We start from the raw sequence: 22,742 nt of genomic DNA, 5'->3' as shown, positions 1-22,742 counted from the left end.
GCTCCTTAGCTGTCGCGGTAAATGGCCACCTCAACTTCGCCGCCCACGTAAGCGAATCCGCGGTACATGCCTTCGCTGTTAAACGGCAGCGCCACGTTGCCGTGGGCATCGACGGCAATCAGCCCACCGCTGCCCTCCAGCTCCTGCACTTTGTCATGAATCACACTGGCGGTGGCCTGCTGCAGTGAACGACCGCCGTACTCCATCTGCGCCGAGACATCGTAAGCCGCCAGCGTGCGGATAAACACTTCGCCGGTACCGGTACAGGAGACCGCCACGGTGGCGTTATTGGCATAGCAGCCGGCACCGGCCAGCGGTGAATCGCCGACGCGGCCCGCCTGCTTGTTGGTCATGCCGCCGGTCGAGGTGGCGGCCGCCAGATTACCCTGCAAATCGAGCGCCACCGCGCCCACGGTACCAAATTTGCGATCCGGGTCCAGCGGATCGCCACTCTGCGCCGCACCATCGTGATCGAGCAGCATCTGTTCACTACCCAGCGCGCGCTGCAGCTGTTCCCAGCGTTCTGGCGTCGAGAAGAAGTCGGGCTCGACCGGCGTCAGCCCCTGTTGCGCGGCAAAGGCTTCCGCCCCGCTGCCAATGAACAGCACGTGCGGACTGGCTTCAAGTACCTTGCGCGCGGCAAGAATCGGATTGCGGATCCGGCTGACGCCCGCCACGGCACCGATATCCAGCGTGCGGCCATCCATCAGGCTGGCATCCAGCTCGTGAGTGCCCTGATGGGTGAATACGGCGCCTCTGCCGGCGTTAAACAACGGGCACTCTTCCAGCAGCCGTACCGCTTCGGTCACGGCATCCAGCGCGCTGCCGCCACTGGCGAGGATCTGCTGGCCAGCGCTGACAATCGCGGCCAGCTGCTGACGATAGTGCTGCTCTTTTTCGGCACTCATTGCCGCACGCGTAATCGCGCCGGCGCCGCCGTGAATTGCGATAACTGCTTTAGCCATAACCGTTACCCTGTCAAGGAATCAGAGCCAAAAACACTGATTTAGAATGGTTTTCATCTTTTTTTGGCAATTTTCGACTATAGAAAGCCCCTCCCTGCTTGTAAAGCAGAAAGTGTATCAGCGGTCATAACCTTTTAATGTGGATTATGCTTTTTTGTGAATTAAGGGGGAGAACGCACCAGCCTTAAAATCATGGCTGGCGCGATTACGTCTGGCACCGACAAGGCAGTGAATAACCTATTTGCCCTTACCTTTCGTGTGGCTTCAGTGCCGGTTAAAAATCGGGTAAGTTAAAGGCCCGTTCATGAAATGGAATATTCAGTGGAAGATGAAAAAGGGGTAAGGATTGCACTCTCCCCGGTGCAGCTGGCAGCCGTCCTTTCAGATCGCAGCGTCAGCGAGGGTGAAACGACCAGCAACCGCATTTTTGGAGGGCTCGGGATCGCTGGCGGGGTAATTGAGCTTTTTGGTGCTGGCGCACTGTGCGTCGTGCCTGAGCCCACCATGCTGACCAAAGCTGGCTGCGTCTTTGTCGGTACTCACGGTCTCGACACTCTTCAGGCCAGCCTGCGCCAGGTATGGACTGGCAGACAGGTCGCTACCGACACGTTTAATTCGGCCGTGGCACTCGCAGAATCGCTCGGCGCTGACCATCAGACCGCCATGAATGTCGGCCTGACGGTTGATATCGCCATTCCGATGGCATTTGCCTTTGCAGCCGGAGCAGAGCGCATCATCGCGGTACGTGCCGGGCGGGTCAAAATCGCCGAGCATGAGTCGCTCTCAGGGCGAGCACCCGGTGGGCACACGATTGAGCGACATATAGGCAAAACGCCGGATGAGCTGCGGGAGAGGCTTCGTAACCGGCCTCGTCTCGATGAGGCCAGTAGCTTTAAGTCTCTGAGCGAGGCAGAATCACTGATCAGTAAGGTGCTGGCAGATAATAAGCATCAAATTCAGATGTGGGTGAAAAATATCCCTCCTGGCTTGCAAGCCCGCATGCGCCTGAGTCGGCGTTTTTCACATCCGGTTGGTATAGTCGTGAGTAAAGGGCGTGAAGAGGTTGAGACCTGCTATGCCGTTCGCGTCATACTGGATTTTAAGCCCTACAACGGCAAACCTTACTTTATCATTACCGCTTTCCCGGAGTTATGATGGACCGTATCAGTATCAGTGAACTGGATAATTTTATTGGCATCTGGTTTGGGCAGGATTACGACCTGTTTGAACCAGGTGATGAGATCGAGCCAAAAATCGAGGCGTATATCAGAGAAGCACATAACGGAAACCTGCACGCCATGCTGGCAGACATCGAGCTGTTTCTGGCAGAGTGCAATGACGTCGAATCTGATTTCCGTGATCGCTATAAAAGAGAGTTTGTTCCGGCCAACTGGGATACGACTGCGGGCGCGTTTCTTTCACTGGTGCATAAGAAAGTATCTGCCGCACTAACATCATAACATCAGCACAGTTGTTAACATGACTACCACTGTCAGTCTGAACAAATCATGTTCGCCGGCGGATCTATCACCTCTCACTAATTTCCATTCCCTTTGATCTCGCATGTGACTCAGCCGACAACAGCCACCATAATAAGCAGCATTCGCCTTTAACCGACAGAGATGGACATGGAACCTTTTACCGCCGGACTGATTTCCCTTGAAGACGCGCAGCAGAAAATGCTGCAGCAGCTGCAACCGATTAGCGATTGCCTGAGCGTTGCGCTGGCCGATGCCGCCGGGCGCATCACCGCAAAGCCGGTTGTCTCGCCGCTGGACGTGCCGCCGTTCGATAACTCTGCGATGGACGGCTATGCGCTGCGTCTGAGCGACCTGACGGCTGACGGCGTGTTGCCGGTGGCGGGCAAAGCCTTTGCCGGCGCTCCGTTCAGTGGCGAATGGCCAGCCGGCAGCGTGATTCGCATCATGACCGGCGCACCGATTCCCGCCGGCTGCGACGCCGTGGTGATGCAGGAGCAGACCGAACAGCGCGACGGCGCTATCGTCATCACCGCGTCGGTACGTGCCGGGCAGAATATTCGCCGCATCGGAGAAGATATTCAGGCCGGTAAACAGGTGCTGGACGCTGGCGTGCGGCTTGGGGCGGCGGAACTGCCGCTGCTCGCGTCACTCGGCATCGCTGAGGTCAGCGTACTGCGCAAGCTGCGCGTGGCCATTTTCTCCACCGGCGACGAACTGCAGGCGGTCGGCCAGCCACTGGCTGAAGGCCAGATTTATGACACCAATCGCTTTACCGTGGCGCTGATGCTGCGCAAACTCGGCTGCGAGGTGATCGACCTCGGCGTGATCGCTGACGATCCTGCCTTGCTGCGTCAGGCCTTCAGCGAAGCCGATCGCCAGGCCGATGTGGTGATCAGTACCGGCGGTGTGTCGGTGGGCGAAGCGGATTTCACCAAAGCAATGCTCGAAGAGCTGGGCGCGATTACCTTCTGGAAACTGGCGATCAAGCCCGGCAAGCCATTTGCCTTTGGCCGTCTGGCCAACAGCTGGTTCTGCGGTTTGCCGGGTAATCCGGTATCGGCGGCCGTGACTTTCTATCAGCTGGTGCAGCCGCTGCTGGCCACGCTGACCGGCCAGACCACGCGCATCATGCCGCTGCGCCAGCGCGCGCGGGCGACGCAGCGCCTGAAGAAAGCGCCGGGCCGGCTCGATTTTCAGCGTGGCATTCTCAGCCGCGGCGATGATGGCGTACTGGAAGTACGCAGCACTGGCGCGCAGGGCTCGCACGTGTTCAGTTCCTTTGCGCTGGCCGACTGTTTCATCGTACTGGAGCGCGATCGCGGGGACGTCGAGCCCGGCGAATGGGTTGACATCGAAGTGTTCAACAGCCTGCTGGAGGGTTAATGAGCGTAGAGCTGAGCGATGAAGAGATGCTGCGCTACAACCGGCAGATCGTGCTGCGCGGTTTCGATTTCGACGGTCAGGAACGGCTGAAAGCCTCACGGGTGCTCATCGTTGGCCTCGGCGGTCTGGGCTGTGCCGCCGCGCCTTATCTCGCCGCCGCCGGCGTCGGTCATCTGACGCTGCTGGATTTCGATCGCGTCAGCCTGAGTAATCTGCAGCGCCAGATCCTGCACAGCGATGCGCGCATCGGCATGGCAAAAGTCGCCTCGGCACGCCAGCAGCTGGCGGCCATCAATCCGCACTGCGTGCTGGAGCCGATCGATGCGCAGCTGGAGGAGGCCGCGCTCAGCGCTCTGATTGCGCGTCACGATGCGGTATTGGACTGCAGCGACAATGTCACCACGCGCGAACAGGTGAACCGCGGATGTTTTCAGCACCGCGTGCCGCTGATCGCCGGCGCCGCCATTCGCATGGAAGGCCAGCTCAGCGTATTTACCTGGCAGACCGGCGAGCCCTGCTATCGCTGCATCAGCCGTCTGTTCGGCGAACAAACGCTGAGCTGCGTCGAAGCCGGGGTGATGGCCCCGCTGGTTGGCGTGGTGGGTGCGATGCAGGCGATGGAAACGCTGAAGGTGCTGAGCGCCTTTGGCCAGCCGGCCAGTGCACGGTTGCTGATGTACGATGCGATGAGCGCCGAGTTTCGCAGCATGAACGTGGCGCAGGATGCGCAGTGTGAAGTGTGCGGTAAGCGAGAGGTATAACGCCAGGGCGTGACATAAGCGTTATCTATTACTGAGCGGCGCAATTTATCAGGGGGTAAATTGCGCCGCTGTTTATTGCGGATACTGCACGGCTTTGACGTTATACGATGCCCTGGCTGCGCAGGTAATCTTCGTAGTTGCCGGTGAAGTCAACGATGCGATCGCCTTTCATCTCGATCACGCGCGTCGCCAGCGAGCTGACGAATTCACGGTCGTGCGAGACGAAAATCAGCGTTCCTTCGTACATCTCCAGCGCCATGTTCAGTGACTCGATCGATTCCATATCCAGGTGGTTGGTCGGTTCGTCCATCACCAGAATGTTTGGCTTTTGCATCATCAGCTTGCCAAACAGCATGCGCCCTTTCTCACCACCGGACAGCACTTTGGCCGGCTTCTTGATGTCGTCGTGGCTGAACAGCAGACGACCAAGAATACTGCGCACCGCCTGCTCGTCATCACCTTCCTGCTTCCACTGGCTCATCCAGTCGAACACGCTCAGGTCGTCAGCAAAATCTTCGGCGTGATCCTGCGCGTAATAACCAATGCGCGCGTTCTCTGACCATTTCACCGTGCCGCTATCCGGCTGCAGTTCGCCAACCAGGGTTTTCAGCAGCGTGGATTTACCAATACCGTTGGCGCCGAGGATCGCCAGTTTCTCACCCACTTCCAGCAGCAGGTTAAGATTTTTAAACAGCGGACCGTTATCAAATCCTTTGGTCAGTGCTTCCACTTCCAGCGCATTACGGAACAGTTTCTTATCCTGTTCAAAACGAATATACGGGTTCTGACGGCTGGAGGCTTTTACTTCATCCAGTTTGATTTTATCAATCTGCTTCGCACGCGACGTGGCCTGCCGTGATTTTGAGGCGTTGGCGCTAAAGCGGCTGACGAAGGATTGCAGGTCGGCAATTTGCGCTTTCTTCTTGGCGTTGTCCGCTAATAAACGTTCACGCGCCTGGGTCGCCGCGGTCATATATTCGTCATAATTACCCGGATAAACGCGCAGCTCGCCGTAATCGAGATCCGCCATGTGCGTGCACACCATATTCAGGAAGTGACGGTCATGCGAAATGATGATCATGGTGCTGTCACGTTCGTTCAGCACCTGTTCCAGCCAGCGGATGGTATCAATATCCAGGTTGTTGGTTGGTTCATCGAGTAACAAAATATCCGGGTTGGCAAATAACGCCTGCGCCAGCAGCACACGCAATTTCCAGCCTGGGGCAATTTCACTCATCGGACCGTAATGCTGCTCCACCGGAATGCCCACGCCGAGTAATAATTCCCCGGCGCGCGATTCTGCGCTGTAACCGTCCATTTCACCGTAGGCAACTTCAAGGTCGGCGACTTTATAGCCTTCCTCTTCGCTCATTTCCGGCAATGCATATATGCGATCGCGCTCCTGCTTCACCGCCCACAATTCCTGGTGACCCATGATCACGGTGTCCAGCACGCTATATTGCTCGAAAGCAAACTGATCCTGGCGTAGCTTACCGATGCGCTCATTCGGGTCGAGGGAAACATTTCCGTTGGTCGGAACCAGGTCGCCGCCCAGTATTTTCATGAAGGTCGATTTACCGCTGCCGTTCGCACCGATTAAACCGTAACGATTACCGCCGCCAAATTTAACGGAGATATTCTCAAACAGTGGCTTACTGCCGAACTGCATAGTGATATTGCTGGAAACTAACACGGCATTGACCTTTGTTACGCAGTGGAGGAAAAAACAGCGGGCATTATGCCAGAAGCGGCCTGGATGAGCCACCTCTGCACCCGGTCGGGCACAGACAAAGCAGAGAACACCTTGTTGCCAGAGACAAAATAATTGTTGCCGTAAAGCGGTGTGATACGCCGCACCGAAAATGCATCGGCGCCCGCGTGCGGCACGCAGCCAATAAAAAAGCCGGAGACGCTGACGCCTCCGGCTCCCGCTTACAAGGATTGTGCAGATTATTTGATCAGGAAGCTGTCGAGGCTTTTACCGGCATCCAGTGCTTTTTTAATCGCAGCTGGGGTACGGCCCTGACCGGTCCATGATTTTTCTTCACCGTTTTCGTCGGTGTAAGAATATTTCGCCGGACGCGGCGCACGCTTGGCGCGTTTTTTACCGGTTTCCAGCGCGCCCAGTAATTCGTTCGGGTCGATACCGTCTGCCAGCAGCATTTCACGGTATTTAGACAGCTTTTCTTCTTTTTCGCGGTTTTGCGCTTCTTCCGCTTCGACTTCGTCACGACGCTCGGTCACAACGACGGTTAATTTTTCCAGAATCTCTTCCAGATCGCTCAGTGGCAGTTCACGAGCCTGTGCACGTAATGTGCGAATGTTGTTCAGAACTTTAAATGCGTCACTCATCACAATGTCCTTGCTTAAGGGGGTTAAATAAACTGTAGTGGCAAGATTACCCAATTCAAATAAAAAAATAAATTAATTTTGCAGACCGGATTATTCCGAATGGATAAGCATATTCCTGACACGCGGGTTTAAACCTAATGTGCGGGCCTGAATTAACGCTGAATTAACATCACGCGTTCAGTACCACCGGCTGGAACTGGAATCGATTTCATCGCTTATTCCCACGTAGGAAACAAGCATTTAGCGCTTATTGCCTGCTGCGGCAGAAGTGAGCATAAAAGTAAAAAAAGATTAATGGTGTAAGTAAAATCAGTTTTTAAGCGTGATAATCCGCCCGCTGCAGATGAGAGCAATATCTCATTTTTCCCTTAAATAAATAAAAAAAGGCCGGTGCAGTACCGGCCATCATGCAAAAATCGTATACCTGCGGTTATCCGTTTCTCTTCACCGCCGGATGCAATACCTGCGGCGTCGCGCCGTCAGAGAGCTGGTCGTGCAAATAATGTTCAATCTGTTCCAGCGAGCGATTGCGTGTTTCCGGCACACAGCGAATAACAAAAATAGCGCCGCCAATGCCAATTGCCGCAAAAATAAAGAACGCGCCGGATAAGCCAACCGACGCCAGCAGGATCGGGAACATCAGTGAAATAACAAAATTGGCGATCCACAGCGCAAATACCGCGCCGCCCATAAAAATACCGCGTAAGCGCGTGGGAAAAATTTCTGACAGCAGCAGCCAGGTCACCGGCGACAGCGCGCCCTGCTGAAAACTCAGAAACATCAGCATGCCCAGCAGCACCATATAACTGCGCAGCATATCCGGCTGGCCGTTGACCGTTTCCGGCATCAGGTAACTGACCGCGCCAATAAACACCAGACACGCGGTGCAGCCAAACTGACCCATCATCGTCATGGTGCGGCGGCCAATACGGCCGAGCAGCCAGATACCCACAAACGTCATCAGGACCGAAATTGCGCCGTTGGCGATGGTGGCAAACAGCGCGGCGTTATCACTCATGCCCACCGCTTTGAGCATGGTCGGCGCGTAATACATGATGGTATTGACGCCGGTTAACTGCTGGATTGCGGCGATACCGATACCGATAAAGAACAATTTAATCAGCCACGGCTGACGCAGTTCGCGCAAACGCGGACGCTGTTGCTGCTCTGCCGACAGCGTCTCTTCAATCTCCATCATCTCTCACTCAACGTCTTCGCGTGCGCGGGTGCGCTCCAGCACCTTACGCGCTTCGGCAAGGCGGCCCTTCATCGCATACCAGCGCGGCGTGTCCGGCATAAACATCATGCCGAACCACAGCAGCACCGCAGGCAGCGTGGCGACCGCCAGCATCCAGCGCCAGGTGGTATCGCCGCCCCAGGCGGCGTTGAAGCCGGCATTCGACATATAGGCCAGCATCTGGCCAGAGACGATCATCAGCTCCTGCATGGTCACCAGCTGACCCCGTTTGTTGGCCGGAGCCATTTCGGCGATATACACCGGCACGGTAGCGGACGCGCCGCCCACCGCCACGCCGAGGACCAGGCGGAAGAAAATCATCCAGCTGACGTCGGGCGCCAGTGCGGTGCCCAGCGCGCCGATGGCAAAAATAATCGCCAGCACCAGAATAATTTTTCTCCGCCCGACCGCGGCAGCAAAGTGGCCGGAAGCCAGCGCGCCGAACGCTGCGCCGAACAGCAGGCTGCTGGTCACCAGTCCGGTGGTAACGGGTGTAAGATGCAGATCGTCGCCCATAAATAACAGGGCGCCGGAGATCACGCCGGTGTCGTAGCCAAACAACAAGCCACCGAGGGTGGCAATCAGCGCAATGACTTTCACAAAGGGTTCCGTGCGCGTGCTGCTGTTTGGCCCTGATGCCTGATTGGGCGTCATCCAGGTTTCGCGGGACATAACCAACTCCTTTCCTGATGTAAGAAGCCTTAAAATAGATTATTTCCACCGCATTGAATAAATATGAAATTTAAGTTTTGCGCCAGTGGGCATCATCTTTGCCGTTAAATTCGACAGAGATCACAAAAAGCGCTTAGGCACGCAATGAGGGAAGTGCAAATTTTGCACAACTAATCGAAGGGGGAATATTTATTTCACGAAGCGCGCTGACCGCAGGTAATCGATGCGGTCAGCGGCGACACATCAATTCACTGCGGTAGCCGGGCCAAAGACGTCATAGTCTGGCAGCGTCACCTGCTGATACGGCTCCCAGCCGCCGCCCAGCGCTTTATACAGCGCCACCAGGTCCAGCGCGCTTTGCATGCGCGCCTGCGTCGATTGCGCCTCCGCCTGCGCCAGCTGACGCTGTGCATCCAGTACCTCGAGGAAGGTGGAGATGCCCTGTTTGTAACTGTCGCTGGCAAGGTCAAAGGCGCGCTGCAGTGCGCCGGTAGTCTCATCCAGCGCGGTAACCTGTTGCTGGTCGGCGCGATAGCTGACCAGCGCATTTTCCACATCCTGCAGCGCCGTCAGCACCGTCTGCCGATAGTCGAGCGCCGCACTCGCCTGCTGCGCGCGCGCCAGTTTCACGCTGGAAACCAGACGTCCGCCCTGAAAAATTGGGATCGACAGCGCCGGACCGATGCTGAAGAAGTGGCTGCTCCAGTCGTCGAGGTAGCTGGCATCGGTGTTGCGCACGCCCAGCTGGCCGGTGAGCGACAGGCTGGGGAACAGGTTCGCCACCGATACGCCAATATTGGCGGTCTGCGCATGCAGATTCGCTTCAGCCTGGCGGATGTCCGGACGACGGCGCGCCAGCGTGGACGGAATGCCCACCGCCACCAGCTTCGGCAGCGTCGGCAGCGCTTTGCTGCTCATCAGTTCGTTATCCAGCGCGCCCGGCGTTTTACCCAGCAGCACCGCCAGCCCATTCATTGCCTGGCGCTCCTGCGCCTGATACTGCGGCAGCTGAGCATTCAGCGAGGCCAGCTGCGCACGGGCATTTTCCACGTCGGTGAGCGGTGCCAGACCGTTGCGCTGCTGGCTTTGCGTCAGCGTCCAGGTTTCCTGCGCCACGTTGATTTGCTGTTGCAGCGTCGCCAGCACCGACTGCGCGCCGCGCAGCTGCAGATAGGCGCGCGCCACCTCGGCTTCCAGCGACACCAGCGCATCGTTACGCTGCTCAATTGCCGCCTGCTGCTGCGCGTCCGCCACTTCCATCTGACGCCGCACTTTGCCCCATAAATCCAGCTCCCAGCTGGCATCAAAGCTGCCCTGATACAGCGTGACCGAATGGGTTAAGCCGTTGAGCTGATTCGCCACCTCATCATCCACCTGATCGTAGGCACCGTTGGATTTCAGGATGCCTTTCAGGCCGAGCTGCTGCCGCGTCACTTTGGCGGAGCCGTTAAGCGACGGGAACAGCCCGCCACGCGCCTGCGCCAGCTGTTCACGCGCGCCGGCAATGCGCAGCACCGACTGTTGCAGCGTCAGGTTGCCGGCGATGGCGCGCTCAATCAGGCTATCGAGCTGCGGGTCGTTAAAGCTTTTCCACCACGAAGGATTGGTCGCGGACGCCAGCGGTTTTGAGGCTTCCTGAGAGGGCAAATCACGGTAGCTACCGGGCGTGTGCGCCTGCGGCGGCTGATAATCGGGCCCGACGGCACAACCCGCCAGCAGCATGGACAGCGCCAGCAGCGTCAGCGACGGCGTAACGCGCGAAGTGGTGATCATGTTAATGTGCTCCTGCACTGCCTTCGCTCTTGATCGGCGAAAGCAACCAACAAAAAGGAATCAATAGCACGGCGACAATGCTCAGGCCCATGAACACGTCGATGTAAGCCAGAATACGCGCCTGGGCAATCATCTCCTGATAGAGCTGACCGCTGGCCAGCGTCAGCGGATCGCCCACCGCGCGGGTAAAGTCACGAATCGCCTGCGCCCAGTGCTGCAGCGTGAGGTTGAATTGCTCATTGAGCGGCGACATGTTGTGCACCATGTGGGCCGATCGCACCTGTTCACGTTCGGTGATGCCAGCAGTGGCCAGCGAAATGCCGATCGAACCGGCCACGTTACGGAACATGGTGAACAGCGCGGAGGCATCCGCATTCAGCCGCTGCGGCACAGTGATAAAGGCAATGGTGGTGAGCGGCACAAACAGGAAGCCGAGGCCAATCGACTGCGCGCTGCGCATCAGCACCAGCGTGGTGAAATCCACGTTCGGCGTCAGGGTGCTGGAATAGAAGAAGGCCAGCGCCAGACAGGTAAAGCCAAAGGCGATGATGTAGCGCGTCTGCACAATCGGCATCAGCTTCAGCACCAGCGGGATGGTGAGCACGATCAGGACCGCGCCGGGCGACAGCACCAGCCCGGACCAGGTGGCGGTATAACCGAGATCCTGCTGCGCCAGCTGCGGTAACACCACCGAGCTGCCATAAAGAATCATCGCCATGCCCGCCATCAGCAGACCGGCCACCCAGAAGTTACGATCCTTCATCACCGTGATATCCACCACCGGCTTGCGTGCATACAGCAGCCAGTAAACCGCCCCGACGATGCCGACGGCCGCCAGCATGGCGAACAGGCGAATAAAGTGCGAGGCGAACCAGTCTTCATCTTCACCGCGATCGAGAAACACCTGCAGGCAGCCGAGACCCAGGGTAATCAGGCTGATGCCGATATAGTCGATTTTCAGCCGGCCCTTATCCCACTTGCGCTCCCACGGCGGATCTTCCAGCAGCTGATAGATCGCCAGCACCGTGAGGATCCCCACCGGAATATTTATAAAGAACACCCAGCGCCAGCTGTAGTTATCGGTGATCCAGCCGCCGAGCGTCGGGCCAATCACCGGCGCGACAATAATGGCAATCGACGACAGACCAAAAGCCTTGCCGCGATCTTCCGGCTTGAAGTAATCCAGCAGCACCGACTGCTGCACCGGTTGCAGGCCGCCGCCAAAGAAGCCCTGCAGCACGCGGAACAGAATGATTTGCCACAGCTCGGTAGCAATACCGCACAGGAAGGAGCAGATGGTAAACATCACAATGCAGATCAGGAAGAACTGCTTGCGGCCAAACAGGCGGGAGAAAAAGGCCGAAATCGGCAGCACAATGCCGTTGGCGACCAGATAGGAGGTCAGCACCCAGGTGGATTCATCGTAGCTGGAGGAGAGCGACCCGGCGATGTGCGGCAGTGCGACGTTAACGATGGTGGTGTCCAGGATCTCCATGAACACCGCCAGCGTCACCGTGATGGCAACCAGCCACGGATTGCTGGCCGGACGCCAGCTTTCGCTCGCACTCATTCCACCGTCACCTTCGGTTCAACCGACAGCCCAAGCGGCAGCGGATGATTCGGATCCAGTCCCTTATCAATCACGATTTTCACCGGTACGCGCTGCACAATCTTCACATAGTTACCGGTGGCGTTTTCTGCCGGGAAGGTGGAGAAGCGCGAGCCGGAGCCCATCTGCACACTGTCGACGTGCCCTTCCAGCTTCATGTCCGGCCAGGCATCAACGCTGATCTCGACTTTATCGCCCGGATTCATGCGCGCCAGCTGCGACTCTTTAAAGTTGGCGGTAATCCAGATGTCCGGCGAGACCAGCGAGAACAGCGCACTGCCGGCCTGCACCAGCGTGCCGGGTTGCACGTTGCGTTTGGTGACGAACCCGTCGTACGGGGCCCGCACTTCGGTGTAGGAGAGGTTAAGTTCTGCGGTGTTCAGCTGCGCCCGAGCCTGTTCAACCTGCTGCTGGCGCGCCTCAACATTGGTTTCCTGCTGGCGAATCTGCAACTGTACCTGCGAGGCCACTTCGACCTGCGCTTTGGCGCTTTGCAGCTGTGCTTCAGCCGAGCGCAACTGTGCGGCGGCGCTATCAATATTGCGTTGTGAGGTCGCACGCGGGTCAACGCCGCGCTGACGACGGTAATCCGCCTGTGCATTGAGTAAATTAGCCTGCGCCCGTGCCTGATCGGCCAGCGCCTGATCGCGCTGCGCCGGATATTGCACCCGCGCCAGCGCCAGCTGCGCCTGCGCCTGATGCAGCTGCGCCTGCGCCAGACCGAGCTGTGCTTTGGCCTGATCGCGCTGCGCGGCGTTATCGCGTGGATCGATCAGCACCAGCAGATCGCCCTTCTTCACGCGCTGGTTATCTTTCACCAGCAGTTGCACCACATAGCCCGAGGCTTTGGGCGCAATGGTCACGGCATCGCCTTCGGTGAACGCATCGTCGGTGGTTTCGATATTGCGCGTGCTGAACCAGAACCAGAATCCTACCAGCAGCATGATCACCACCACAATCGCCAGAATGATCAGCGGCTTTTTGCCGGGGCGTTTACGGGGTGATTGCTGGTTATCCTGACTGGAATCTGACGTGTTGTTATCTTGTTGCTCATCGGCCGATGGCGGATTGTGGTTTTCACTCATAATTTGTCATCACTGGCTGGTAATCCCGGTCCCCGGGCGAAACGGTCAACTTAACCTTAGATGGGAAATTGACAAATGCCAGTGTAACTTTACATAAGCTAACATCCGACGCATTTTCTGCAACAGCGCATAACGCGCTGAAAAATCAGCGCGTCGTGCAGGGGCAAACCGGTCAGTCAGGGTTAGCGCAGCAGCTGTAACATCAGCCAGCCGCACAGCATCGACCAGGCGAGCATCGGCAGCGAAAACAGATGGAAACGCCACCACACTTTGGCGTCCTGCGCCATGCGCAGCGCAATCAGGTTGGCGAGCGATCCCGGCAGCAGGCCAAAGCCACCAATGTTAACCGCCCAGGCCAGCACCTCGGACGGCGGCACTTTTTGCAATAGCAGAATGGTGGCCGGCACATTGCTGATCACCTGCGACAGGCCAATCGCCAGCAAATAGATACCGCCCTCGCCCAATTGACCGATGGCGGCAAAATACGGCTGCAGAATCGGCAGATGCATCAGTAAAAAGACATCAATGAACATCGCCACGAACACCAGCAGCAGGCTCCAGTCGATGGTCGCCAGCACCTGACGCGCCATCAGCAAGAAACAGGCCGCCACCAGCAGCAGCGCCCAGCCGGTGAGTTTCAGCTCCAGCGCAACGATAAATACCACGTACAGCAGGACGCTGACGATAAACAGCGGTTTCTGCCACTGCTGGTTGCCCGGTGCATCATGTTTCTCAATGCTGCGCGCCGGGAAGCTAAACCACGTCAGCACCACCAGCGTCAGCATCAGCATCGCCGCCAGCGGCGCCATCTGAGCAATAAAACCGGCCACGCTCAGCGTGCCGTGGCTCCACAGCAGGATGTTTTGCGGATTGCCGACCGGCGTCAGCAACGATCCGGCATTGACCGCCAGCGCTTCAAAGATGATCAGCCGGGAGATCGGCAGGCGCGAGAATTTGCGCAGCGTCAGCGTGAGCGGCACCAGGATAAACAGCGCCACATCATTGGTCAGGAAGGTCGAGAGCAGTGCCGCCGCACATACCATAAACAGCGCCAGCGTGCGTTCGTGCTGGAAGCGCTGCACCAGCCGCGCGCCGAGCACATCGAAATAGCCGCTGTTCTCCAGCCCTTTCGTCAGCATCAGCAACCCGGTGAGCGTCATGATGGTATGCCAGTCAACGGCGGCGGGCAGCTGCAGCCAGCGGTAATCCGCCAGCGGCAACAAAATCACGCCCAACAGCAACAGTAAATGCAACACGCGGTCACGCATTAAGGAACGAAGCACGATGGGCATGATGGCAGAAGGCCTTGTAGGTTAATGATTCTCGTAAAATTTCTGGAAGACGGCGAGGGTTTCATCACTGACGTGATGCTCCAGCCCTTCGGAATCCCGACGGGCGGTTTCCGGGCTGACGCCGAGCGCCAGCAGGAAGGTTTCTACAATGTGATGGCGCACGCGGCTGGCTTCAGCCAGCTTTTCTCCCTCGGCGGTGAGGAACACGCCGCGATACGGCACCTGCTCAACCAGACCGGTGGTGCTGAGACGCTTGAGCATTTTGGCGACGGTCGGCTGGGAAACGCCGAGGCGTGCCGCCATATCCACCTGGCGCGCTTCGCCAAATTCACGAATTAAATCAGAGATTAACTCAACATAATCATCAATCAGCTCACGACGATGCGCTTCGCGTACCTGGCGAAATCCTTCGACATGCTCCTCGATCTCTTTAAGCGGCCCCTGGGGCAGGTTGGTGGCGCTTTTCGCACGACGACTCATTCAGCTTCCTCTTTATTATCTGCCGCACTTTACCTGCGGTGCGGGCTGGCTGCGCTCATTGTAAACCAGGCACAAATAAGCACAAATTTTTCCTGATTAGTATTGGCTAAAGAGTATAGCCAGTGCTATCTTTGTACATGTTGTAAGCGAATAGCCTACAAAGGAGGCAACGATGAACGAACCCTGGCTGTTGCTGCTCCTTTTCCTGCTGTTTATCGCAGGGCTGTGCTTACTGTTGGGTCACCCGTCCTCCAGGAGGTAAAGATGAGCACCATGAAAAGCTGCCTCGACTGCGGCAAATGCTTCCAGACCACGCAAAGCAAACCGGCTTTTGAGCTGAAGTCGCTGCTGTGTCTGTTTAGCCGCTCGCCTTTTGCCTTGCGTCTGATGCTGATAGAGAAGCTGACCGGCAAAAAAATTGCCGCGCATCCCTGCCCGAACCTGATCTGGCGCGGCTGATTTCCCGAAACGCTTTCCACGCTGACCCGCTCACTGAGCGGGTTTTATTTTGCCTGCTGCCCGCCGACAGCACGCCGGGAGGGCAGGCATAAAAAAACGGCCCGTAAAGGGCCGTTTCTGTGCAACTCTGGTCTAAGCAAAAACTTAGAAGCTGTAACCTACGCCAGCAATCCAGGTGCCCACGTCGACGTTACGGATGCGGCTCTGCTCGTAGCCCACGTCCAGAGCAACGTTCTGGATTGGGTTGAACTGCATACCTGCGCCGTAAGAGAAGCCTACGTCGCTGCTGTCAGATTTAGACTGACCGGCAGTCTGGTTCTGCTGGTATTTGCCGTAGCCGATACCCACTACGCCGTAGATGCTGGCCCAGTCGTTCAGACGGTAAGCCGGACCACCGGTGATGCCGTAGTACTGACCTTTGTTGTACACGCCATCTTCAGTGCGATCTTTTTCGGTGTAGGTGAAAGAACCGATCCAACCCAGTGGGTTAGAACCATCTTCGTAGCGGTATTTCAGGTTGAAGCCGTTAGCTTTGTTAGCAACGCCCTGATAGTCGCTCTGCGCGTAACCGGCAGATACGGTGCTCTGTGCCATGGCGGAACCTGCGGAAACTGCCAGTACACAAGCCAGTGCTGAAAGACATGCAATTTTTTTCATAACCACCTCAAATGTGAATATACTTCTCTCCTGACAACGCTAAAAATATAACAAAACTTAGCAAGAAACTCTGCCCGCATTTTGTTGTCTAACAGATTGTTTGGTGTAACAGAAAGTTAATGAACTTTCGTATGTCATTCATTTTTCTTATAAAAAGCATCATCTTTCTGCAATACTTCTGCGCAGAGAAAATTATCGGTTTAAGTAAATTCCTAAACTAACCTGACATTTCTTTACGGAAATGGCCCTGAAAATGGCCATTTTTTGTGCGTTCACCACCCGCGCTTCGTCATGCTGGCCGGACAGGGTTGCCTGGTATTGTTCTGAATTGTTCCCCTCTGCCGCCGACCTGATGATGCCTTTCAGGCGCAAAGCGTGCTGATGACCGCAACACCTTTGCGTGACATCAGCCGCCTCCTTATTTGCCGCCGATTGTTTTACACTGGCTGCCCGTTGCTTCGTTATTCATCATGACAGGAATTGATCACAGGATGTCTGCGCCTCTTTCCCACCCAAAACTGGCACCGGTGGTGCTGCCGATTTCCGTACTGCTGATTGCCATGTTGTCGCTGCAGGGCGGCGCGTCGCTGGCGAAATCGCTGTTTCCCACTGTCGGTGCGCCAGGCATTACCGCGCTGCGTCTGGGACTGGGCACGCTTATCCTGTGCGCAATTTTCAAACCCTGGCGTCTGCGCTTTAGCGCCGCGCAGCGCAAGCCGCTGCTGATGTATGGACTGGCGCTGGGCTGCATGAATTATCTGTTCTATCTCTCGATTCGTACCGTGCCGCTGGGCGTCGCGGTAGGGCTGGAGTTTCTCGGTCCGCTGACGCTGGCGCTGGCCGGCGCGCGCCGTCCGCTGGATTTTCTCTGGGTGCTGCTGGCGGTCACCGGCCTGTGGTTCCTGCTGCCGATTGGTCACGGCCTCAGCCATATCGATCCGGCAGGCGCACTGCTGGCGGTGGGCGCGGGTGCCTGCTGGGCAGTCTATATTCTGGCGGGCCAGCGGGCAGGTGCTGAACACGGCCCGGCCACGGTGGCGATGGGGTCGCTGATTGCGTCAGTGATTTTTGTGCCGCTCGGTCTGACCTTCGCCGCGCCCGGCATCTGGCAATGGGAAATCCTGCCGCTGGCGCTGCTTATCGCCCTGCTCTCCAGCGCCATTCCTTACTCGCTGGAGATGATGGCGTTAACGCGTCTGCCGGCGCGCATTTTCGGCACGCTGATGAGTCTGGAACCGGCGATGGCCGCGCTCTCCGGCATGCTGTTCCTCGGCGAACTGCTGACGCTGCAGCAGTGGCTGGCGCTGCTGGCGATCATTGCCGCGTCAGCCGGCTCGACGCTGACCATGAAACAGAAAGCGGCACATATAAACGAAGTCGATATCAACGCGCCACAATAAACAGTGCGGGTTCAGCCGGTTATTTAACTGGCTGAATATAGAAACATTCTCATTATCATTTCTTTGCTGTGTGAACGATCGGTTATTATTATTTTGCAACATGATGAGCAAATATTTAACAAAACAGATAATTCCTTTATTTACATTAAGTTAAATCCATCACCCTTATTTCCCGCTTCTCCTTCGGCTTTAACTATTCCTGTCATTGATTTAATCAATCCTGCAGAGCGTAAAACTGCTGCTATACTTATTCCCGTGCTTGATTAGGACAACCATCAATAAGAGGACATTAATGATGAGTACCGCAAAACTGGTTAAAACAAAATCTTCCGATCTGATTTATACCCGCAATGACGTGGCTGATAGCGAGAAGAAAGCTACCATCGAGGTGCTCAACCGTCTGGTCGTGGAATTTATTGACCTGTCGCTGATCACCAAGCAGGCGCACTGGAACATGCGCGGCGCAAACTTTATCGGTGTACATGAAATGCTGGATGGCTTCCGCACCGCGATTACCGACCACCAGGATACCATCGCAGAACGTGTGGTGCAGCTGGGCGGCGTGGCGCTGGGCACCACGCAGGTAGTTAACGACAAGTCACCGCTGAAAAGCTACCCGCTGAACATTCATAGCGTACAGGATCACCTGAAAGCGCTGGCCGACCGTTATGCTGTAGTGGCTAACGATACGCGTAAAGCCATCAGCGAAGTGAAAGACGAAGACACGGCGGATATCTTTACTGCCGCATCGCGTGACCTTGATAAGTTCCTGTGGTTCATCGAATCCAACATCGAGTAATGCTCAATCAGGCGGGTTATCCCGCCTTTTTTATGCCTGTCATCCACACGGCTTTTTTGACGCCGTTAACAATTCCTTAATCCTTTCTTTCCCTTATTATCACTCTGATGCACACTGTGCCTGCACCACCACAGCACAATGCACCATTTTGGTGATTCATTCTGGTGCAAACTTTTCCCCGCGTGCAGAATTGTGTCAGCCTGCCCCGGCAATCTGGTGATTTTGGCGTTTGAGAAAAGTTGGCATAATTTTTTCATATGATGAGCCGTACATCGGGCCACCAGGCCTGACGGGTAATAAGGAAAAAAATGATGAAGTCGTTGATTAAAGTCTCCGTGGCCGCGCTGGCGCTGGCCTTCTCGCTTTCCTCCACTGCAGCAGACAAAAAACTGGTCGTCGCTACTGACACCGCATTCGTTCCGTTTGAATTCAAACAGGGCGACAAGTACGTCGGTTTTGATATCGACCTGTGGGACGCCATCGCTAAACAGCTGAAGCTGGATTACACCCTGAAGCCAATGGATTTCAGCGGCATCATTCCGGCGCTGCAAACCAAAAACGTTGACCTGGCGCTGGCCGGCATCACCATTACCGAAGAACGTAAAAAAGCCATCGAATTCTCTGACGGCTACTACAAAAGCGGTCTGCTGGTGATGGTGCGTAACAATGAAAACGACATCAAAGGCATCGACGACCTGAACGGCAAAGTGGTGGCAGTAAAGAGCGGCACCGGTTCGGTGGATTACGCTAAAGCACACATCAAAACCAAAGATCTGCGCCAGTTCCCGAACATCGACAACGCGTACATGGAGTTAGGCACCAACCGTGCTGACGCTGTGCTGCACGACACGCCAAACATCCTTTACTTCATCCACACCGCTGGCAAAGGCCGTTTCAAAGCAGTCGGTGACTCCATTGAAGCGCAGCAGTATGGTATCGCTTTCCCGAAAGGCAGCGACGACCTGCGTGAGAAAGTGAATGGCGCGCTGAAAACCCTGCACGACAACGGTACTTACAACACTATCTATAAAAAATGGTTCGGCAGCGAACCTAAATAATTCAGGCCTGACGCCTTTTTATCAGCAGGGAGCTTTGTTCTCCCTGCTTTTTACATTTCCACTGCAACAGATTCTGGAGTCACACCATGGAGTTTGACTGGAGCGTCATCTGGCCCGCCTTACCGATCCTGATCGAAGGCGCCAAAATGACCCTGCTTATCTCGATCCTCGGCCTGATTGGCGGCCTGGTTATCGGCCTCGTGGCCGGTTTCGCCCGCGCCTACGGCGGCTGGATCACCAACAACATCGCGTTAGTGTTTATCGAACTGATTCGCGGCACGCCAATCGTAGTGCAGGTGATGTTCATCTACTTCGCCCTGCCGATGGCCTTCCCGGACCTGCGCATCGACCCGTTCACCGCTGCCGTGGTGACCATCATGATCAACTCCGGTGCTTACATTGCGGAGATCACGCGCGGTGCGGTGCTGTCGATCAACAAAGGCTTCCGTGAAGCCGGTCTGGCGCTTGGCCTGTCGCGCCGCGAAACCCTGCGCTATGTGATCATGCCGCTGGCGCTGCGCCGCATGCTGCCGCCGCTGGGCAACCAGTGGATCGTCAGCATTAAAGACACCTCGCTGTTCATCGTGATTGGTGTGGCGGAACTGACCCGTCAGGGCCAGGAGATCATCGCCGGTAACTTCCGCGCACTGGAGATCTGGAGCGCCGTTGCCATCATTTACCTGGTTATTACGCTGGTGTTGAGCTTTGTGCTGCGCCGTATTGAGAAAAGGGTGAAAATCCTGTGATTGAATTTAAAAACGTCTCGAAAAACTTCGGCCAGACTCAGGTACTGCACGACATTAACCTGAAAATTAATCAGGGTGAAGTGGTGGTGATCATCGGGCCGTCCGGCTCCGGTAAATCCACCCTGCTGCGCTGCATCAACAAGCTGGAAGAGATCAGCAGCGGCGAACTGATTGTCGATGGCATGAAAGTTAACGATCCCAAAGTGGATGAACGCCTGATTCGTCAGGAAGCCGGCATGGTGTTCCAGCAGTTCCATCTGTTCCCGCAGATGAGCGCGCTGGAAAACGTAGCCTTTGGTCCGATCCGCGTGCGCGGTGCAAAGAAAGATGCCGCACACAAACTGGCGCGCGAGCTGCTGGGCAAAGTGGGTCTCGCCGAGCGTGCGCACCACTTCCCTTCCGAGCTGTCCGGCGGACAGCAGCAGCGCGTAGCGATTGCCCGCGCGCTGGCGGTGAAGCCGAAAATGATGCTGTTCGATGAGCCGACCTCAGCACTCGATCCCGAGCTGCGTCACGAAGTGCTGAAAGTGATGCAGGATCTGGCGGAAGAAGGCATGACCATGGTGATTGTGACCCATGAAGTGGGCTTCGCGCAGAAAGTGGCGTCGCGCCTGATCTTTATAGACAAAGGCACCATCGCGGAAGATGGTAATCCGGACGATCTGATCACCAACCCGCCGAGCGACCGCCTGCGTGAGTTTCTGCAGCACGTCTCTTAATACGGCGTAAAAACAACAAAGCCGCTGCGGTTCCCCGTAGCGGCTTTTTTTTTACCTGAGCAGCGGTTAACGTGCCAGACGTTGCGCGCGCGTGGCGGGCGGTAAAAATGTCCAGGCGATAAAACGGCTTTGCTTCTGGCCCTGGGCCATGTCGACAATGCGTACCTGATAAGCGTCCTGCGCCTTCAGGCGATCGCGCAGCTCAGGCAGGTGCTCTTTGCGCGACACCAGCGAGGTAAACCAGACGATGCGATCGCCTAACGCGACGCTTTCATCAATCATCCGGCCGATAAACGCCCGTTCACCGCCGTCGCACCACAGCTCGTTATGCTGACCGCCAAAGTTCAGCGGTGACTGCTTGCCGAGGCCAAGATTGCGCACTTTACGCTGGCTGCCAGCGGCCGCATCGGCGGCCGAAGCGTGGAACGGCGGATTACACAGCACCGCGTGATAGCGTTCGTTCTTATGCACCACGCCAGCAAAAATCGCGCTCTCCTGCTTCTGACGGCGCAGGCGAATGGCGCGCTGCAGGCCGGGATTGCTGGCGACAATCTGACTGGCGGCGTTAACGGCGTCCGCGCTGATGTCGGTGCCGGTAAAGCGCCAGCCATACTCCGCATGACCGATCAGCGGATAGATGCAGTTGGCACCGCAGCCAATATCCATCACGTCGAGATCGCGCGGCAGCACGCCACCGTTGTTGCTGGCCAGCAGATCCGCCAGCGCATGGATATAGTCAGCACGGCCCGGCACCGGCGGCGTCAGATAGCCTTCCGGCAACTGCCAGTTCAGGTTATAAAACAGTTTCAGCAGCGCCTGATTCAGCAGCAGCACCGCGTGCGGATCGGCGAAATCAACCGACAGCTCACCGTAACCGTTGGGGCGCACTTTATCCGCCAGCGGCGGATGCGCGGCGGTCAGGGCAGCAAAATCATAACGGCCCTGATGGCGGTTACGCGAATGAAAGAGCGCGGTAGCGGCAGGCTTGTTCATAGATTCTCCGGACAGTAATGCGCGCGTAAGATACGCTGGATGACGGCAGCGCACAATCCGCCAGGAAAATTTTGTGCAACGAATCTAAATCTATTGTCCCAAAAACTGCGTCCGCAATTCTGCGTGTTCCAGCCGCCAGCGCCGCTGAAGAACGCAGCATGCCGGACGAATCAGGAGCGCAAATGCGTCAACGTTACTCTTATCAGCCACGCAGCGGACACGGTCTGCCTCACGATCCGCTCAACGCCATCGTCGGCCCGCGCCCGATTGGCTGGGTCAGCTCGCAAAGCGCCAGCGGCCAGCGCAATCTCGCGCCCTACAGTTTCTTCAACTGTTTCAACTATCATCCCCCGATCATTGGCTTTGCCAGCAGCGGCTGGAAAGACAGCGTGAAGAATATCAGCGAAACCGGCGAGTTCGTCTGGAACCTGGCGACGCGTCCGCTGGCAGAAGCCATGAACGAAAGTTCCGCTTCGGTGCCGCCCGATCACGACGAGTTCGCCCTCGCCGGCCTGACGCCGCTGGCGGCTTCGCACGTTAACGTCAGCATGGTAGCGGAGAGCCCGGTCAACTTTGAGTGTCGCCTGACGCAGCTGATTCGCCTGCAGGATACGCAGGGAAGCGAGCTGGAGAGCTGGCTGGTGCTGGGCGAAGCGGTGGCGATTCACATCGATGAAGCGCTGCTGGAGAACGGCATCTACCAGACCGCCAAAGCGCAGCCGATTCTGCGCGCCGGCGGTCCTTCCGCCTATTACGCGATCAGTGAAGATCAGCGTTTTGATCTGGTGCGCCCGGACGCGCGCCGCGGCTAAGGCCTGACA

At 56.7% G+C, this 22,742-nt stretch carries 21 protein-coding genes and 1 pseudogene; 11 read left to right on the top strand and 11 right to left on the bottom strand.

Annotated features, from left to right (window positions below; translation table 11 throughout):
- Nucleotides 1-5: 5 nt before the first annotated feature.
- Nucleotides 6-965, bottom strand: a complete 960-nt coding sequence (locus MXF20_RS01250) for an isoaspartyl peptidase/L-asparaginase family protein (RefSeq protein ID WP_325967187.1) — start codon at nt 963-965, stop codon at nt 6-8.
- 321 nt (nt 966-1,286) lie between these two features.
- On the opposite strand from MXF20_RS01250, the gene MXF20_RS01245 reads away from it, so the two are divergent.
- The 4 genes from MXF20_RS01245 to moeB all read left to right on the top strand — a co-directional run bounded on the left by MXF20_RS01245 (nt 1,287) and on the right by moeB (nt 4,590).
- The gene (locus MXF20_RS01245; RefSeq protein WP_325967186.1) at nt 1,287-2,120 is read left to right on the top strand and encodes an RNase A-like domain-containing protein; all 834 of its coding nucleotides are present in this window, start codon (nt 1,287-1,289) and stop codon (nt 2,118-2,120) included.
- Nucleotides 2,120-2,425 carry a contact-dependent growth inhibition system immunity protein gene (locus tag MXF20_RS01240; protein ID WP_325967925.1) on the top strand — a complete coding sequence of 102 codons (306 nt, stop codon included), beginning with the start codon at nt 2,120-2,122 and terminating at the stop codon, nt 2,423-2,425. Before MXF20_RS01245 ends, MXF20_RS01240 begins: the two co-directional genes overlap by 1 nt.
- A 168-nt stretch (nt 2,426-2,593) precedes the next feature.
- Nucleotides 2,594-3,829, top strand: a complete 1,236-nt coding sequence (moeA, locus tag MXF20_RS01235) for a molybdopterin molybdotransferase MoeA (RefSeq protein ID WP_325967184.1) — start codon at nt 2,594-2,596, stop codon at nt 3,827-3,829.
- Nucleotides 3,829-4,590 (top strand): molybdopterin-synthase adenylyltransferase MoeB, encoded by a 762-nt coding sequence (gene moeB, locus MXF20_RS01230; protein ID WP_325967182.1) that lies wholly within the window; start codon nt 3,829-3,831, stop codon nt 4,588-4,590. Before moeA ends, moeB begins: the two co-directional genes overlap by 1 nt.
- Nucleotides 4,591-4,690: 100 nt before the next feature.
- Here the strand turns inward: moeB and MXF20_RS01225 are convergent, their stop codons facing one another.
- From MXF20_RS01225 to mntR, 8 genes and pseudogenes are all read right to left on the bottom strand, one after another.
- Complete coding sequence (locus MXF20_RS01225) at nt 4,691-6,283, bottom strand: ABC-F family ATPase (RefSeq protein WP_031279866.1); 1,593 nt, start codon at nt 6,281-6,283, stop codon at nt 4,691-4,693.
- 257 nt (nt 6,284-6,540) lie between these two features.
- Nucleotides 6,541-6,942, bottom strand: coding sequence for an H-NS family nucleoid-associated regulatory protein (locus tag MXF20_RS01220; RefSeq protein ID WP_021508409.1), 402 nt, complete (start codon nt 6,940-6,942; stop codon nt 6,541-6,543).
- Nucleotides 6,943-7,372: 430 nt separating this feature from the next.
- Nucleotides 7,373-8,851 (bottom strand): annotated as a pseudogene (locus MXF20_RS01215) (sugar porter family MFS transporter).
- 243 nt (nt 8,852-9,094) lie between these two features.
- The gene (locus MXF20_RS01210) at nt 9,095-10,624 is read right to left on the bottom strand and encodes an efflux transporter outer membrane subunit (protein WP_325967181.1); all 1,530 of its coding nucleotides are present in this window, start codon (nt 10,622-10,624) and stop codon (nt 9,095-9,097) included.
- 1 nt (nt 10,625) lies between these two features.
- A complete protein-coding gene (locus MXF20_RS01205; RefSeq protein ID WP_325967180.1) occupies nt 10,626-12,194 on the bottom strand; it encodes a DHA2 family efflux MFS transporter permease subunit in 1,569 nt (522 codons plus the stop codon).
- Entirely contained in the window at nt 12,191-13,318 is a 1,128-nt protein-coding gene (locus MXF20_RS01200; RefSeq protein WP_325967178.1) for an HlyD family secretion protein, read from the bottom strand. The genes MXF20_RS01205 and MXF20_RS01200 overlap by 4 nt, the downstream gene beginning before the upstream one ends.
- A gap of 182 nt (nt 13,319-13,500) precedes the next feature.
- Nucleotides 13,501-14,610 (bottom strand): SLC13 family permease, encoded by a 1,110-nt coding sequence (locus MXF20_RS01195; RefSeq protein ID WP_325967176.1) that lies wholly within the window; start codon nt 14,608-14,610, stop codon nt 13,501-13,503.
- Between the two features lie 21 nt (nt 14,611-14,631).
- Nucleotides 14,632-15,090: a manganese-binding transcriptional regulator MntR gene (mntR, locus tag MXF20_RS01190; RefSeq protein WP_325967174.1), complete on the bottom strand. Its 459-nt coding sequence runs from the start codon at nt 15,088-15,090 to the stop codon at nt 14,632-14,634.
- A 264-nt stretch (nt 15,091-15,354) separates the two neighbouring features.
- Between mntR and MXF20_RS01185 the strand changes: the two genes are divergently transcribed.
- Nucleotides 15,355-15,549, top strand: a complete 195-nt coding sequence (locus tag MXF20_RS01185; protein ID WP_211726423.1) for a hypothetical protein — start codon at nt 15,355-15,357, stop codon at nt 15,547-15,549.
- 144 nt (nt 15,550-15,693) lie between these two features.
- On the opposite strand, the gene ompX is transcribed toward MXF20_RS01185, so the two are convergent.
- Nucleotides 15,694-16,206, bottom strand: a complete 513-nt coding sequence (gene ompX / locus MXF20_RS01180) for an outer membrane protein OmpX (RefSeq protein WP_211726422.1) — start codon at nt 16,204-16,206, stop codon at nt 15,694-15,696.
- Between the two features lie 491 nt (nt 16,207-16,697).
- Between ompX and rhtA the strand changes: the two genes are divergently transcribed.
- The 5 genes from rhtA (at nt 16,698) to glnQ (ending at nt 20,928) form a co-directional block, all read left to right on the top strand.
- The gene (gene rhtA / locus MXF20_RS01175; protein ID WP_325967172.1) at nt 16,698-17,606 is read left to right on the top strand and encodes a threonine/homoserine exporter RhtA; all 909 of its coding nucleotides are present in this window, start codon (nt 16,698-16,700) and stop codon (nt 17,604-17,606) included.
- Between the two features lie 295 nt (nt 17,607-17,901).
- A complete protein-coding gene (gene dps, locus MXF20_RS01170; protein WP_021508421.1) occupies nt 17,902-18,405 on the top strand; it encodes a DNA starvation/stationary phase protection protein Dps in 504 nt (167 codons plus the stop codon).
- Between the two features lie 311 nt (nt 18,406-18,716).
- Nucleotides 18,717-19,463, top strand: coding sequence for a glutamine ABC transporter substrate-binding protein GlnH (gene glnH / locus MXF20_RS01165; RefSeq protein WP_021508422.1), 747 nt, complete (start codon nt 18,717-18,719; stop codon nt 19,461-19,463).
- An 86-nt stretch (nt 19,464-19,549) separates the two neighbouring features.
- On the top strand, nt 19,550-20,209 hold the full coding sequence (gene glnP, locus MXF20_RS01160) for a glutamine ABC transporter permease GlnP (protein ID WP_021508423.1): 660 nt from the start codon (nt 19,550-19,552) through the stop codon (nt 20,207-20,209).
- Nucleotides 20,206-20,928: a glutamine ABC transporter ATP-binding protein GlnQ gene (gene glnQ / locus MXF20_RS01155; RefSeq protein WP_325967171.1), complete on the top strand. Its 723-nt coding sequence runs from the start codon at nt 20,206-20,208 to the stop codon at nt 20,926-20,928. The genes glnP and glnQ overlap by 4 nt, the downstream gene beginning before the upstream one ends.
- Before the next feature lie 66 nt (nt 20,929-20,994).
- Here the strand turns inward: glnQ and rlmF are convergent, their stop codons facing one another.
- Nucleotides 20,995-21,921, bottom strand: coding sequence for a 23S rRNA (adenine(1618)-N(6))-methyltransferase RlmF (rlmF, locus tag MXF20_RS01150; protein ID WP_325967170.1), 927 nt, complete (start codon nt 21,919-21,921; stop codon nt 20,995-20,997).
- 182 nt (nt 21,922-22,103) lie between these two features.
- Here rlmF and MXF20_RS01145 point away from each other — a divergent pair, with 182 nt between their 5' ends.
- Entirely contained in the window at nt 22,104-22,733 is a 630-nt protein-coding gene (locus MXF20_RS01145) for a flavin reductase family protein (protein ID WP_211726421.1), read from the top strand.
- Nucleotides 22,734-22,742 lie beyond the last annotated feature (9 nt).

It is taken from the genome of Pantoea dispersa, assembly GCF_035783935.1.
Taxonomy (GTDB): Bacteria; Pseudomonadota; Gammaproteobacteria; order Enterobacterales; family Enterobacteriaceae; genus Pantoea; species Pantoea dispersa_C.
Note: the sequence above shows the minus strand (reverse complement) of the source record. Positions and strands in the feature narration are given on the sequence as shown.

What these genes read in the sequence shown, in the direction of transcription:
- MXF20_RS01250 (WP_325967187.1), bottom strand. Translation starts at nt 965, where the DNA reads ATGGCTAAAGCAGTTATCGCAATTCACGGCGGCGCCGGCGCGATTACG.
- MXF20_RS01240 (WP_325967925.1), top strand. Translation starts at nt 2,120, where the DNA reads ATGGACCGTATCAGTATCAGTGAACTGGATAATTTTATTGGCATCTGG.
- moeA (WP_325967184.1), top strand. Translation starts at nt 2,594, where the DNA reads ATGGAACCTTTTACCGCCGGACTGATTTCCCTTGAAGACGCGCAGCAG.
- moeB (WP_325967182.1), top strand. Translation starts at nt 3,829, where the DNA reads ATGAGCGTAGAGCTGAGCGATGAAGAGATGCTGCGCTACAACCGGCAG.
- MXF20_RS01220 (WP_021508409.1), bottom strand. Translation starts at nt 6,942, where the DNA reads ATGAGTGACGCATTTAAAGTTCTGAACAACATTCGCACATTACGTGCA.
- MXF20_RS01210 (WP_325967181.1), bottom strand. Translation starts at nt 10,624, where the DNA reads ATGATCACCACTTCGCGCGTTACGCCGTCGCTGACGCTGCTGGCGCTG.
- MXF20_RS01205 (WP_325967180.1), bottom strand. Translation starts at nt 12,194, where the DNA reads ATGAGTGCGAGCGAAAGCTGGCGTCCGGCCAGCAATCCGTGGCTGGTT.
- MXF20_RS01200 (WP_325967178.1), bottom strand. Translation starts at nt 13,318, where the DNA reads ATGAGTGAAAACCACAATCCGCCATCGGCCGATGAGCAACAAGATAAC.
- MXF20_RS01195 (WP_325967176.1), bottom strand. Translation starts at nt 14,610, where the DNA reads ATGCCCATCGTGCTTCGTTCCTTAATGCGTGACCGCGTGTTGCATTTA.
- mntR (WP_325967174.1), bottom strand. Translation starts at nt 15,090, where the DNA reads ATGAGTCGTCGTGCGAAAAGCGCCACCAACCTGCCCCAGGGGCCGCTT.
- MXF20_RS01185 (WP_211726423.1), top strand. Translation starts at nt 15,355, where the DNA reads ATGAGCACCATGAAAAGCTGCCTCGACTGCGGCAAATGCTTCCAGACC.
- ompX (WP_211726422.1), bottom strand. Translation starts at nt 16,206, where the DNA reads ATGAAAAAAATTGCATGTCTTTCAGCACTGGCTTGTGTACTGGCAGTT.
- rhtA (WP_325967172.1), top strand. Translation starts at nt 16,698, where the DNA reads ATGTCTGCGCCTCTTTCCCACCCAAAACTGGCACCGGTGGTGCTGCCG.
- dps (WP_021508421.1), top strand. Translation starts at nt 17,902, where the DNA reads ATGAGTACCGCAAAACTGGTTAAAACAAAATCTTCCGATCTGATTTAT.
- glnH (WP_021508422.1), top strand. Translation starts at nt 18,717, where the DNA reads ATGAAGTCGTTGATTAAAGTCTCCGTGGCCGCGCTGGCGCTGGCCTTC.
- glnP (WP_021508423.1), top strand. Translation starts at nt 19,550, where the DNA reads ATGGAGTTTGACTGGAGCGTCATCTGGCCCGCCTTACCGATCCTGATC.
- rlmF (WP_325967170.1), bottom strand. Translation starts at nt 21,921, where the DNA reads ATGAACAAGCCTGCCGCTACCGCGCTCTTTCATTCGCGTAACCGCCAT.
- MXF20_RS01145 (WP_211726421.1), top strand. Translation starts at nt 22,104, where the DNA reads ATGCGTCAACGTTACTCTTATCAGCCACGCAGCGGACACGGTCTGCCT.